Genomic DNA, 12,899 nt, shown 5'->3' on the forward strand with positions numbered 1-12,899 from the left:
TACTTTTAAAATTCAAAAACGATTACCACTACCAATAATTATAGGGTATATTTGATCCGCGAACGAGGGTGTTGCTATATCCATTTTCTTTTAGCAATATTTCTACGGAAGATCGTGCTCGAAGCTGGCTAGGATTTGGTCCTACAATTATTTCTCTAAGCGCCATTTTGTTATTTTTCAGTATATCAAGCACAATATACGGGATCACATATGAAGCACCATCCCTAAAACACAAATTTTTATCAGACTTATTAGCTACAATTCGCCACTCAGATTCTTCATGAAAACTTTCATGCTTAAATCTACATGCTAGCTCTAGCAGGCTATGACTTAAATTTCGAACAACTTCATGCGCTACATCAGATTTATTGCTTAGCACTTCATCACGATAAAAAAGCATATGGTCTAACTGTTCCTTGAAATCTAAAGCGCTAAACTCTTCACTACTTATATTTTGCTTAGGAAAACTCTCAAGGGCTATATTAAACAGTTCAGCTATAGCTAACTCTCTAGCTCTATTACTATACACACACTTCTCAAATCTAAAATTATTATCTATGCAATAATCTTCGATAATTTTACGATCGAATCCCAAACAATATCCACTCCCTTTAGGGCAGTATCCTCTCCATTGGCTTAATAAGTCTGGACATTCACTAAAAGACGACACATAGAAATCTTCTATTAGCAATGAATCCAACTCTTTCCTTACAAACCATGCAAAAGTTTCATAATAATCTTCATTTTCATAAATTTCCCCAGAAACATATCTTGCTTTATCTATTAAGTTCGCAAACTCTGTAGAATCATTCAAAAAATTTGAATTAGTACACCACACAGCGCCAGAACTTAGCATACCAATCAATCCAGCTTGACTTGTATAGTGATATACTTTGTCCATATAGAGACTCCGATCAATTTGCAGACAAATTTAAAGAAGCATATTAGTTCAAAAAACAGTTAATAACAATTACAATATAAGTCAGTAGCTTTTAACAGGCAGACTTTCGCCTGCCTATTCCTCCGAGGACGGCTAACCAAGAGCCAATGAGAAAATCAGTCTTGCGGGGTACGCTGCTGTGCCTGAACGACAGTCACCGCAATGACATTGAGGATGTCGGCGGTGGAGCAGCCGCGCGAGAGGTCGTTGGCGGGTTTGGCGAGGCCCTGGAGTAGCGGGCCGATGGCTTCGGCGCCGCCGATGCGTTCGGCGAGCTTGTAGCCGATATTGCCGGCTTCCAGATTGGGGAACACCAGCACGTTGGAGGTGCCCTTGACGCGCGAGGTGGGCAGCTTGCGCTCGGCGATTTCCGCCACGATGGCGGCGTCGAGCTGCACGTCTTCATCGATGGCGATCTCCGGGCGTTGCTCCCGCACGAGATGCGCGGCCTGCACTACCTTGTCCACCGAGGCGTGATGCGCGCTGCCATTGGTGGAGAACGACAGCATCGCCACCCGTGGGTCTTCCCCGAGCAGAGCCTGAGCGCTGTCGGCGGCGGCCAGCGCGATCTGCGACAGCTCTTCCGCGTCGGGGTCGATCACCAGCCCGCAGTCCGAGAAGATCATGCCGCCCTTCAGGTTGTGGAACGGCTTGCACAGCATCATCAGAAAGAAGCTGGAGACCAGCTTGCTGCCCGGCGCCAGGCCCAGTAACTGGATGGCGCTGCGCACCACATCGGCGGTGGTATTCACCGCCCCCGCCACCGAGCCATCCGCCAACCCTTCGCGCACCAGCATGTTGGCAAACGTCAGCGGATCACGAATCTTCTCGGCGGCCTGCTCTGCCGTCATGCCCTTGGCCGCGCGATGCGCGTGCAGCGCCTCGGCAAGCCTGGCGGTGTGCTCGCAGGTGGCAGGGTCGATCAGCTCACACCTTTCCAGCGAGCCATCCTCGAGCCCGGCTTCTCTGGCGGTGGCGGCGATGACGGTCGGGTCGCCCACCAGCATCACCTGCGCCAGGCCCTGGTCCGCCGCGCTCACCGCCGCCTGCACCACCCGCATGTCCTGCCCTTCGCAGAGCACGATACGGCGCGGGTCGGCCTTGGCCCGCGCCAGAATGTTGTTGAGTGCCTTCATTTCTGTCTCCTCGCTGCCCTTGCAGGCAGCCGACACATCCAAAAAGCCCCGGACATCAGAAATGGCCGGGGCAAGGGAGAGGTTCCGTCTAGCTTGCGTGTTGCGCCATGTTCGCTTGCGCGCCTGTCCACTCAGGCGCGCAAGGGCCGGGCGTTACACGTAATCCTGATACTTCTCGAGCAGACGCACCGGCTTCTTGAGGGCGTCGCGGCGGAACGGGTCGCCCAGTTCGCGGGTACACATCACCTCGATGACGCAGGTCTTGCCTTCGTTCATCTGCATGTCGATGGCCTTCTTGAGGGCCGGGCCCACGTCTTCCAGGCGGTCGACGGTGATGCCTTCGGCCCCCATGGAGCGTGCGATCTCGGCGAAGCTCTGGTTGTCCAGCTCACCGGCGACGAAGCGGCGGTTGTAGAACTCGACCTGGTTCTTCTTCTCGGCGCCCCACTGACGGTTGTGGAAGACGACGGCGGTGACCGGAATGTCGTGACGCACGGCGGTCATGATTTCCATCAGGCTCATGCCCCAGGCGCCGTCACCGGCGTAGGCGATGGCTGGACGTTCCGGCGCGGCAGTCTTGGCCCCCATGATGGTCGGCAGGGCGTAGCCGCAGTTGCCGAAGCTCATCGGGGCGAAGAAGCTGCGCGGCTTGTCGAAGCGCAGGTAGCTGTGGGCCACGGAATTGATGTTGCCGATATCGGTGGAGACCATGACATCTTCCGGCATGGCCTTTTCCAGCTCGCGCAGGACCTGACGCGGGTGCAGGTATTCGCCGCCGGAGAACGGCTTCTCGTCCTTGGCCTCGTCGATGGCGTCGAGGCTGAAGGCGTCCTTCTCGTGGGTCCACTCGTCAAGCTCGGCTTCCCAGGCGGCCTTCTCTTCGCGGATGGTGCTGAGGCGCGAATCCTTGGTGGCATCGCACTCGAGATTGCGACCGGACAGACGCTCGGTCAGGGCGATGGCCGCTTCACGTGCGTCACCGCAGATGCCGACGGAGATCTTCTTCACCAGGCCCAGCATCTTGTGGTCGGCGTCGATCTGGATGATCTTCGCGTCCTTGGGCCAGTAGTCCATGCCGTGCTGCGGCAGGGTACCGAACGGCCCGAGACGCGTGCCCAGCGCGATGACGACATCGGCCTGGGAGATCAGCTTCATGCCCGCCTTGGAGCCCTGATACCCGAGCGGGCCGCACCACAGCGGGTGGCTGGCCGGGAAGGAATCGTTGTGCTGGTAGCTGTTGACCACCGGCGCGCCGAGACGCTCTGCCAGTGCCTTGCACTCCTCGACGCCATCCGCCATCACCACACCGCCACCGGAAACGATGACCGGGAACTTGGCGCTGGCCAGCAGCTCGGCTGCCTCATCCAGGCTCTTGCTGCCACCCGGGCCACGGTCCACGCGTGCCGGCTTGGGAATCTCGCACTCGATCTCGCCGTAGAAGTAGTCACGCGGAATGTTGAGCTGGGTCGGGCCCATCTCGGACATGGCGCGATCGAAGCAGCGGCCGGTGTATTCCGCCATGCGCGACGGGTGGGTGACGTGGCCCTGGTACTTGGTGAATTCCTGGAACATCGGCAGCTGCTTGCATTCCTGGAAGCCGCCCAGGCCGATGCCGGTGGTGCCGGCTTCCGGGGTGACGATGACCACCGGGCTGTGCGCCCAGTAAGCGGCCGCGATGCCGGTGACGCAGTTGGAGATGCCCGGGCCGTTCTGGCCGATGACCATGCCGTGACGGCCGGAGACGCGAGCATAGCCGTCGGCCATGTGGGCGGCGCCCTGCTCATGCACTACCGGGATCAGGCGAATGCCGGCCGGGGCGAAGATGTCCATCGCATCCATGAAGGCGGAGCCCATGATGCCGAACATGTCGGTGACGCCATTGGCGACCATGGTTTCCACGAAGGCCTCGGAAGGGGTCATCTTCTGCTTGCCCTGCACGACCTTGCGATTGTCTGCGCTGTCTTGAGTGCTCATGGCGTCTCCAACTCTAAATTTTATGTTTATTGATACATTTAGTTCCGATTACCGAAACATGTGACCAAAATTAGCCCTCGCCGCACGGTCCGTCAAGTCATATTTCGGAAAATGATCAAAAACACTCCTTTTTTAGAAACTTCTTCCGATGAATGGAGTACTGTTAAAGTAGGCACAGCAACGCAAGGCACTGACGGGCCGAGCGTTTCGGCGCCACACTGCCCCGCGCACGGATTGAAGGAGGGAAAAGCCCATGAACAGTGCCACCCAGCCCCAGGCGAGCCTGCCGCGTGACCGCAAGGACGCAGACAAGGACACCGGCAAGGAAGGCAGCAAGATAGAGGGTGATACACCCGCCCAGCGCCTGCTGGCGCTGCTGGAGGTGATCGCCGCCAAGGACCAGTTCTTCACGCTGCAGGGACTGGTGGAAGAAACCGGCCTGCCCAAGCCGACGCTGCACCGCATGCTGCAGCAGCTGGAAGGCAGCGGCATGCTGCAGCGCGAGGCGGACAACCGCCATTACAGCAAGGGCAGCCGTCTGCGCCGCCTGGCGGAGAACCTGCTGCTCAACGACACCGTGCAGGGTGCACGCCACGGCGTGCTCAGCCGGCTGATGGAAGAGGTGGGCGAAAGCTGCAACATCACCGCGCTGTCAGGCAGCGAAGTGCTGTATCTGGACCGCGTCGAGACCCAGGCTCCGCTGCGCTTCTATCTGCACCCCGGTTCACGAGTGCCGGTGCATTGCTCCGCCAGCGGCAAGCTGTTTCTGGCCCAGATGCCGCCCGCCCAGCGCCGCCGCCTGCTCACCGGCACGCCGCTGAACGCGATGACGCGCAACACCCTGACCGACATCGAGTCCGTCGAGGCCGAGATCGAGCAGGTCCGCCAGCAGGGCTTCGCGCTGGATGACGAGGAATTTCTGCCCGGTCTGGTGTGCATCGCGGTGCTGGCACCCAATCCCGATGGGCCTTCCAACATCGGCGTGGCGATCCAGGCGCCGGTGATGCGCCAGACGCGCGAGGACATGCTCAAGCATCTGCCGGCACTCGAGCGCGCCGCCCGCGATATCGCCGCCATCCAGCGCGGCGCGATACCCTCCGCCTGAGGCCAGCGGGCTGGAGCTGGAGCTGGGGGGGCTGGGAAAGAAGAGCGGCAGGTACAAGGTCGTGCTTCCCGTGACGCGCATGAGGGGCTAGCCTAGCGGACTGCCTTTCACACGCCACGTCGAGAACACCATGTCCGCCAGCGATGCCTTGCGTCTTGTCCTGCTGTCCACCCTGTGGGGCATGTCTTTCATCTTCATGCGCGTGGCCGCGCCGGAATTCGGCCCGACCACGCTGATTCTGCTGCGCATGGGCATCGGCGCGCTGGTGCTGGCCCCGCTGCTGCTGGGCGCGGGCCGTCTGAAGATGCTGTGGGAACACAAGGGCCCGCTTGCGGTGCTGGGGCTGACCAGTCAGGCGCTGCCCTTCTGCCTGCTGGCGCTGGCCACCACCCAGCTGGAGGCCGGTTTCACCTCGCTGATCAATGCCACCACGCCGCTGTTCACCGCGTTGCTGGGCATGGCGCTGTTCGCCACGCCGATCCAGAAGCAGCAGTATCTGGGACTGGCCGTGGCCTTCAGCGGGGTCTATGTGCTGTCGAGTGATCGCCTCGATTTCCAGCTCGGCGGCGATGGCTGGTTCATCCTCGCCGCCCTGGGCGCGACCTTCTGCTACGGCTTCGCCTCCAACTTCTCACGCCAGCGCCTGAGCCACCTGCCCTCACCGGTGCTGGCCGCGGGCAGTTCGCTGATGTCTTCCCTGCTGTTGCTGATTCCGGGCCTGTGGATGTGGCCACAGGCCAGCGTCAGTCTGGAGGCCTGGGGCAGCGCCATCGCGCTGGCGGTACTCAGCACCAGCCTCGCCTTCCTGATCTTCTTCCGCCTGCTGGCCAGCGCCGGCGCCACCGCGACCACTTCCGTCACCTTCCTGGTACCGGTCAGCGCCTTGCTGTGGGGCAACATGCTGCTCGATGAGGTGATCGATGCGCGCATCCTCACCGGCATGGGCATCACCCTGCTGGGCACCGCCATCGCCACCCGACTGATTCGTCTGCCGACTCGCCAGAAAGTCGCCTGACGACTGCTGCGCGATGCAAGAAGGCCCGCCCCCTGAACGTGAGGTTCATGGGGCGGGCCTTCTTGTTCATGGGGCTTCTGGTTTATGAGCTTTGTGGGTCCGGGGAGCCCAGACGCTGATCATTCGGATCAACCGGCTCAGCCGGTCAATCGAATCAGCCCGCCGCTTCCTCGGCGGCATCGGCCAGCGCTTCGAAGACACGCGCCACGGCTTCCGCACCCGGGTCACTGTTGCCGACCAGATGGGAAGAAGGCACGTAGGCGGAGCGTCCGGCCCGTGCCTTGGTCATCTCGGCAGTGGCATCCGCGCCCTGGCGGGCGGCCCGTGCCATCGCGGCCCAATCGACGCGACCACTCGCTGTCGTCTGCAGCGAAGACTGCAGTGCCTCCAGGGCCGGCAACAGCGCATCCAGCAGGCTGCGGTCGCCGCGTGAGGCACCGCCGTAATGCTGCATGCGGGCGACGCCGTGACTCAGGGCGTCGTGCCAGCGCTGGCCCAGCGGGGCCTGGCCATTCGCCTCCGACTGCTCCTTCCAGCGGGTGGCGGCGGCGGTGAACAGCGTCGAGAGCAGCACACCACTGGACCCCCCCATGCCGTGGGCAAGCTGCTTGCCGATGGTGGCCATCAGCTCACCGGAATCGCCACACGCCAGCTCGCAGTCTTCCAGCGCCTCGATCACCGCGCGCGCACCGCTGGCGAAGGTGCTGCCGGTATCGCCGTCGCCGCTGATGGCATCGAGGCGGTCAAGGTCCGCCTCGCTGGCAAGCAGGATTTCCAGCGCCGCGCGCAGGCGTTGCTCGACCTGCGGATCGCCCGGCAGACCAGCACGCGATTTCACGCCGCGGGCGGCACGCGCCTGGCAGTCGGCCTTGGCCTGAGCACGCATGGCATCCGAGGCTTCGTCGCTGAGCGTTCTTGCGGCGTCCTGACTCGGCGTGAAGTGCGTCAGTGGCGTCACCGACTGCACGCCCGGCCAGGCCACCGGCGCGCAGCTGGCGCTCAGCGCTTCTTCCAGCAAGCTATCCAACGGCAGCAGTGTCAGCGAGAAGCCATGCATGTCCAGCGAGGTCATCAGCGGCTGCGGGCCGACCACGGCATGAATGCCCAGCGCCTGCAGCGACGGATGGGTCAGCGCCTCGTTCAGCAGCAGGCTGCGTTCCAGCGCCGAGCAACCGCCCAGATCATTGATCAGCAGCAGATGGCCGCTGGCCGGCAGGTCGCCGCCGGCCTCCTTGCGCGAATGGCCCTGCACCAGCGCCGTGACCACGGTGTCCATGACCGCATGCACGCCGTGGGTATCCGAGGCGCCGCCAAGCTCGAGCGCCATGGCACCCGGCTCGCCGTGAATGCCCAGCCCCAGTTCCGGTGCGCGTTGCTCACGCGGCTTGCCGGGATGGCGGCCGACATTGAAGGCCACGCCCAGGGTCGAGCAGCTGTCGGCGACGCGACGCGCGACGGCGGTGATTTCCTTGAGGCCCGCCCCGCGTGCCGCCAGCGCACCGGTGACCTTGTGCACCAGCAGTGTGCCGGCCAGCCCGCGTGGCTGCGGGTTGTCGGGCAGCGCCACATCGTCGGCGACGATGACCATCTCGACCTTGAAGCCTTCCTGACGCGCCCGCTCGGCGGCCAGCCCGAAGTTGAGGCGATCACCGGTGTAGTTCTTGACGATCAACAAGGCCCCGGCCTCGCCGGTAACTTCGCGGATCGCCGCCAGCACGGCGTCCACCGTCGGCGAGGCAAACAGCTCACCACATACGGCGGCAGTCAGCATGCCCGCGCCGACGAAGCCTGCGTGCGCGGGCTCGTGCCCCGAACCGCCACCGGATATCAGCGCGACCTGATCACGCGCCCAGTCATCACGCACTACCAGGCGCATGCCACTGGCGGGGGCTGACAGCCGCACGCCACTGCCATCCGGGTGGCGCAGTCGTGCGCAGCCTTCCAGCGCCTCTGCGACGACCTGGCGTGGCTGATTGATGAACTGTCGGCCAGACTCGCTGCTACTCATCCTTCTCTCCTTGAGGACACTCGCCCTGCTGATATAGGCGGCGCTTGAGGCCACCGTTCATGCCTGTCCTGTGCCATGACGCTTTCATGACACCAAGGGACCTCGGCTCACCCTGCCTTGCCGTCCCCCCCAGCGTCGTTCGCGACCTTGCCGGTTGCAATAGTCATATCAGAAAATGATGGCATTCGCGCTGCAGCGTTGCGCCACGCCCGTCAATCGAGCGGCCGGAAAGACAAAAGCCCCCCGACGCCTGCGCGTGCGGGGGGCTTTCGATGTCGGGAGCCAGTGAGACTCAGGCTCGTTTGTCATGCGAGTCACCTTTCCTCCTTGGCCCTGGCATCGGCAGACTCGGAATCAGCAGACACGCTATCGCCACGCTCGGTATTAGCTGGCTTGGCACCGACAGGCTTGGCATCGACAGGCTTGGTATCGGCAGATTCGGTACCGGCAGAAGCTGCCTGCTGCCTGGGCGGCGACTGGGAGGCTGGCCTGGGCGCCGGCGCCTGCTGCGATACCGGCGCGGGCTTCGGCGCGGGCTCCGGATGCAGCCAGGAAGGCAGACGACTGCCGGGGGCTGCCAGATTCGAGGCCTGGTATTCGCCGGTCTGGTATTCGCCGGAAGAGTACTTTACCGGCGCGTGCACTCGGAAGCCGTGCTTGCCGTGGTGCTTGACCCGGTACATCGCCTGATCGGCCTGTTCCAGCGCCAGCGCGAAGCGATTGTCGGCATCGCGCCCGAAGCAGATGCCGATGCTCAGGCCGATGCGACCGAGGCCACCACTGATCTCGAGAGGGTGCGTGAAGCGCTCCAGCCAGCGACGGGCGACATGTTCGACACGCGGCAGTGACATGCGGGGCAGCTGAAAGAGGAATTCGTCGCCGCCGAAACGCGCCGAGAGATGATGGTGGATGCCCAGTCGATGCAGCTCATCGTTAAGGCCATGCGCGACCAGCACCAGCACTTCGTCGCCGGCACGATGGCCGAACTGGTCGTTGACCTGCTTGAAGCCGTCGAGGTCGATGAAGATCAAGGCACTGTCATCCGCCAGCGGTCGTTGATGCCAGCTGTTGATGGCCTGGCGATTGGCAAGCCCGGTCAGGGCATCGGTGCTGGCCAGCGCATTGAGGCGCGATTCGTAGTCCTTCTCATGACTGATATCGGTATGCGTGCCCAGCAGGCGCAGGGCATTGCCGTGCTCATCGCGTTCGACCACTCGGCCGCGGTCGGCGACCCAGGTGATGCTGCCGTCACGGGCCAGCATGCGATGCACGACCTGATAGACCTCGGTACGCCCCTCAAGGTGATCATTGAGGTTGGCGAGCACTTCGTCGCGGTCTTCTGGGTGGAGGTGCTCACGCCAGACATCGAAATGGGCGTTCAGCTCGCCGGGCTGATAGCCCAGCATGCGCCCCCAGCGATAGTTGAAGATGGTGAGCTTGCCGCTGGGCACTTCGAGTTGCCAGAGGCGCAGGCCGGTACCGTCGAGCGTCGTCGACAGTTTCTCTTCCAGCCCCGCTAGTCGGCGTTCAAGGCGAGCCTTGTCGCGTTCCATCTGCTGGAGTGCTTGTTCCAGTGATTGTTCACGCAGACTCTTGCGTGCCATGCCAGGCCCCCGGTCGACTCCTTGTCCTGCATCCTGTTCATCCATCGACACCACGGCGGACTCCCCACTCGCTTGCCGATGCATCGCTCACGGTCTTCTGTTCTGTCTTGTTGTTATGCCTTGACGAACTGTCATGCCGTTCTGTGTTGCGGCGCTTTCCAGCGGTTGGGTCTTGCGTCCTTGGCGCTTCGCCGCCCAGCCTCGTGGCTGGGAGGCTGTCGCCCGCCCGAGGTCAATAAGCACTAACTGTAGCTTAAACACCTAAAACAGGACTTATCGATATAAGATCCAGATGTGACAGCCCGAACGCCGAAAGAATCCCGACGAAAGTCTCAATCACATCAATAGCGCAAAAATGCGCAAGCCATATGATGTTTGCACATCGCGCCCGGGCATCAGCACCTCAGAGCGCAAAAGCATCAGCGCGTCAGAGTGCCAGCTCGCCACCCTTGGCCACGGCACGCTGAAAGGCCTCGCGCTGACGGATACGCGCCAGCCATTCCTGGATATTCGGATGATTCTTGAGCCCCTGGCGCGCATCGAGCGCCTGGATCGGGAAGCTCATCTGGATATCGGCACCGGTCAGCGAGTCACCGGCAAGCCACTGACGATGCTCGAGACAGGTATCCATGTAGACGAGATGCGCCTTGATCTCCGGGCTGATGAAGCTGTCGTTGACCCCCTTGGCAAGCTTGCGTGCGATCGGGCGCACCAGCCACGGCACCGGCGGCTTGTCGAGGCGCGAGAATACCAGCCTGAGCATCAGCGGCAGCATCGCGGAGCCTTCGGCGAAATGCAGCCAGAACCGATAGTCACGCTCGGCCTGGCTGCCGGCGGGTGGACGAAGATGGGCAGTGCTGCCGCTGCCCTGGCCGGCGTACAGATCGATCAGGTATTCGATGATGGCGCCGGACTCGGCGACCACCACCGGCTCGGCGTTCTCTCCCGCCAGCGTGGTGTCGGTGATGATCGGCGCCTTGCCCAGCGGGTGAATCTCCTTCAGCGCCTTGGGCGCGCGCATGCTGTTGCCGTCGCGGGCATAGGTCTGCAGACGGTATTCAAGATTCAACTCTTCCAGCAGCCACAGGATGCGCTGCGAGCGCGAGTTTTCCAGATGGTGAACCGTGATCATGGGCGTGCTCCTGAAGGTGGGGGGCAATACGCAGCGGTCAGCTCCGGGGCGATCAGCGCTCGAAGATGCTGTCACCCAGGTCATCGATGGTGCGCTTCGCCTTGAGCAGGGTCAGCTCCACGGCGCCCTCTTCGCCCGGCACGGTGTCGGAGCGCTCGAAACGGTGCTCCAGCATCTCGCCGCCTTCCACCGGCTTGCGAATCACGCCCGACACCCGGTATTGACCATCGTGCTTCTGCGGCATCGCCACGATCAGATAGCCCTTGTATTCAGTGGCTTCCGGTTCCTTGACCGGCGCAGGCTCGCCTGCGGCAAACAGTTTCTTCAGCATACCCAGCATGAGACATCTTCCTTGGCCGGCCGCCATGACGGTCGCCGGCGATCTACGTGCAGAAATGACAATGAAAAGGGGCTTCTGTCAGCATCGCATGCACCCACGGGGGAGAAAAGCGCCCAGCAACGTCCCTGAGCGTCATGCGTGCCCTGGATGATCAGCACCTCATCAGACGAAAGCGCGCCCGGCTCCGGCTGCCGACAGCGCGGCATCCACAGCCTGACAGCGCGACATCGACAGCCTGACAACGTGGCACAGACAGCCGGATAGCACGACGCCGACCCCTATGGCAGCGAATGGCTGCAGCAGGGGCCGGCGTCATGGTGTTCCGAGATCAGGCTATCGGATCAGAGATTACTCGATGCCACGTCCCTTGCTGGCCGCGATACGCAGGCGCAGGGAGTTCAGCTTGATGAAGCCGGCAGCATCTTTCTGGTCGTAGGCGCCCGCATCGTCTTCGAAGGTCGCGATGGAGGCGTCGAACAGCGAGTCTTCGGACTGACGGCCGACAACGATCACGTTGCCCTTGTAGAGCTTGAGACGCACGACACCGTTGACGACCTTCTGGGACTCATCGATGGCCGCCTGCAGCATGCGACGCTCCGGGCTCCACCAGTAGCCGTTGTACACCAGCTCGGCGTACTTCGGCATCATCTCGTCCTTCAGGTGAGCCGCTTCACGGTCCAGAGTGATGGATTCGATGGCACGGTGAGCACGCATCATGATGGTGCCGCCCGGTGTTTCGTAGCAGCCACGCGACTTCATGCCGACGTAACGGTTCTCGACGATGTCGAGACGGCCGATGCCGTTGGCGCCGCCGACCTTGTTCAGGTACTCGAGCACTTCGTGAGCGGCCATTTCCTTGCCGTCGATGGCAGTGATGTCGCCCTTGGTGTAGGTCAGATCGATGTAGGTCGCGTCATTCGGCGCCTGCTCCGGGCTGACGCTCCAGCGCCACATCTCTTCTTCGCACTCGGTCCACGGGTCTTCCAGCACGCCACCTTCATAGGAGATGTGCAGAAGGTTCGCGTCCATGGAGTACGGAGACTTCTTCTTGTTCTTGGCGTAGTCGACTTCGATACCGTGCTGCTCGCAGTATTCCATCAACTTCTCGCGGGAGTTCAGGTCCCACTCACGCCACGGCGCGATGACCTGGATGCCCGGCTTCAGCGCGTAGGCGCCCAGCTCGAAACGCACCTGGTCGTTGCCCTTGCCGGTCGCGCCGTGAGAGATGGCGTCGGCGCCGGTCTCGTTGGCGATCTCGACCAGACGACGCGCGATAAGCGGACGTGCGATGGAGGTGCCCAGCAGGTACTCGCCTTCATAGATGGCGTTGGCACGGAACATCGGGAAGACGTAATCGCGGACGAAGGTCTCGCGCAGGTCTTCGATGTAGATCTCCTTCACGCCGAGGGCTTCTGCCTTGGCACGCGCCGGCTCGACTTCCTCGCCCTGACCGAGGTCAGCTGTGAAAGTCACGACTTCACAGTTGTAGGTTTCCTGCAGCCACTTGACGATGACTGAAGTGTCCAGGCCGCCGGAGTAGGCGAGAACGACCTTTTGCACGTCGGACATGCTTGACTCCTGAGTTGATGCTTGTAGTTCCCGCGTACCACTGATGAACACCGTGGCCGCAGGTGGGGTTGGATCG

General features: G+C 61.9%; 10 protein-coding genes. 2 read left to right on the forward strand and 8 right to left on the reverse strand.

Translation table 11 applies throughout. From position 1 onward, the window contains the following. Positions 1-28 precede the first annotated feature (28 nt). The 3 genes from CDPAHKCJ_RS04180 to xsc form a co-directional block, all read right to left on the reverse strand. Positions 29-901, reverse strand: a complete 873-nt coding sequence (locus CDPAHKCJ_RS04180) for a DUF2971 domain-containing protein (protein ID WP_166018791.1) — start codon at positions 899-901, stop codon at positions 29-31. Between the two features lie 155 nt (positions 902-1,056). Further along, a complete protein-coding gene (pta, locus tag CDPAHKCJ_RS04185) occupies positions 1,057-2,076 on the reverse strand; it encodes a phosphate acetyltransferase (RefSeq protein ID WP_166018792.1) in 1,020 nt (339 codons plus the stop codon). A gap of 153 nt (positions 2,077-2,229) precedes the next feature. After that, complete coding sequence (gene xsc / locus CDPAHKCJ_RS04190; protein WP_240916645.1) at positions 2,230-4,050, reverse strand: sulfoacetaldehyde acetyltransferase; 1,821 nt, start codon at positions 4,048-4,050, stop codon at positions 2,230-2,232. Between the two features lie 253 nt (positions 4,051-4,303). Between xsc and CDPAHKCJ_RS04195 the strand changes: the two genes are divergently transcribed. Both CDPAHKCJ_RS04195 and CDPAHKCJ_RS04200 read left to right on the forward strand, forming a co-directional pair. Next, positions 4,304-5,155 (forward strand): IclR family transcriptional regulator, encoded by an 852-nt coding sequence (locus tag CDPAHKCJ_RS04195; protein WP_166018793.1) that lies wholly within the window; start codon positions 4,304-4,306, stop codon positions 5,153-5,155. 130 nt (positions 5,156-5,285) lie between these two features. Further along, entirely contained in the window at positions 5,286-6,170 is an 885-nt protein-coding gene (locus CDPAHKCJ_RS04200; RefSeq protein ID WP_166018794.1) for a DMT family transporter, read from the forward strand. A 154-nt stretch (positions 6,171-6,324) separates the two neighbouring features. Here the strand turns inward: CDPAHKCJ_RS04200 and CDPAHKCJ_RS04205 are convergent, their stop codons facing one another. From CDPAHKCJ_RS04205 to CDPAHKCJ_RS04225, 5 genes are all read right to left on the reverse strand, one after another. Beyond that, entirely contained in the window at positions 6,325-8,178 is a 1,854-nt protein-coding gene (locus CDPAHKCJ_RS04205) for a dihydroxyacetone kinase subunit DhaK (protein ID WP_166018795.1), read from the reverse strand. Positions 8,179-8,492: 314 nt separating this feature from the next. Continuing rightward, on the reverse strand, positions 8,493-9,782 hold the full coding sequence (locus tag CDPAHKCJ_RS04210; RefSeq protein WP_205700784.1) for a diguanylate cyclase: 1,290 nt from the start codon (positions 9,780-9,782) through the stop codon (positions 8,493-8,495). A gap of 427 nt (positions 9,783-10,209) precedes the next feature. Beyond that, positions 10,210-10,914 carry a glutathione S-transferase gene (locus CDPAHKCJ_RS04215; protein ID WP_166018796.1) on the reverse strand — a complete coding sequence of 235 codons (705 nt, stop codon included), beginning with the start codon at positions 10,912-10,914 and terminating at the stop codon, positions 10,210-10,212. A 52-nt stretch (positions 10,915-10,966) separates the two neighbouring features. Beyond that, on the reverse strand, positions 10,967-11,254 hold the full coding sequence (locus tag CDPAHKCJ_RS04220; protein WP_306424366.1) for an HlyU family transcriptional regulator: 288 nt from the start codon (positions 11,252-11,254) through the stop codon (positions 10,967-10,969). Between the two features lie 348 nt (positions 11,255-11,602). Continuing rightward, on the reverse strand, positions 11,603-12,868 hold the full coding sequence (locus CDPAHKCJ_RS04225; RefSeq protein ID WP_225348161.1) for an argininosuccinate synthase: 1,266 nt from the start codon (positions 12,866-12,868) through the stop codon (positions 11,603-11,605). Positions 12,869-12,899: the final 31 nt, after the last annotated feature.

Source organism: Cobetia sp. MB87 (genome assembly GCF_011319755.1).
In the GTDB taxonomy this organism is placed as follows: Bacteria; Pseudomonadota; Gammaproteobacteria; order Pseudomonadales; family Halomonadaceae; genus Cobetia.

Bases quoted from the DNA above. Each gene is read 5' to 3' on its own strand.
- CDPAHKCJ_RS04180 (WP_166018791.1), bottom strand. From the start codon at position 901: ATGGACAAAGTATATCACTATACAAGTCAAGCTGGATTGATTGGTATG.
- pta (WP_166018792.1), bottom strand. From the start codon at position 2,076: ATGAAGGCACTCAACAACATTCTGGCGCGGGCCAAGGCCGACCCGCGC.
- xsc (WP_240916645.1), bottom strand. From the start codon at position 4,050: ATGAGCACTCAAGACAGCGCAGACAATCGCAAGGTCGTGCAGGGCAAG.
- CDPAHKCJ_RS04195 (WP_166018793.1), top strand. From the start codon at position 4,304: ATGAACAGTGCCACCCAGCCCCAGGCGAGCCTGCCGCGTGACCGCAAG.
- CDPAHKCJ_RS04200 (WP_166018794.1), top strand. From the start codon at position 5,286: ATGTCCGCCAGCGATGCCTTGCGTCTTGTCCTGCTGTCCACCCTGTGG.
- CDPAHKCJ_RS04205 (WP_166018795.1), bottom strand. From the start codon at position 8,178: ATGAGTAGCAGCGAGTCTGGCCGACAGTTCATCAATCAGCCACGCCAG.
- CDPAHKCJ_RS04210 (WP_205700784.1), bottom strand. From the start codon at position 9,782: ATGGCACGCAAGAGTCTGCGTGAACAATCACTGGAACAAGCACTCCAG.
- CDPAHKCJ_RS04215 (WP_166018796.1), bottom strand. From the start codon at position 10,914: ATGATCACGGTTCACCATCTGGAAAACTCGCGCTCGCAGCGCATCCTG.
- CDPAHKCJ_RS04220 (WP_306424366.1), bottom strand. From the start codon at position 11,254: ATGCTGGGTATGCTGAAGAAACTGTTTGCCGCAGGCGAGCCTGCGCCG.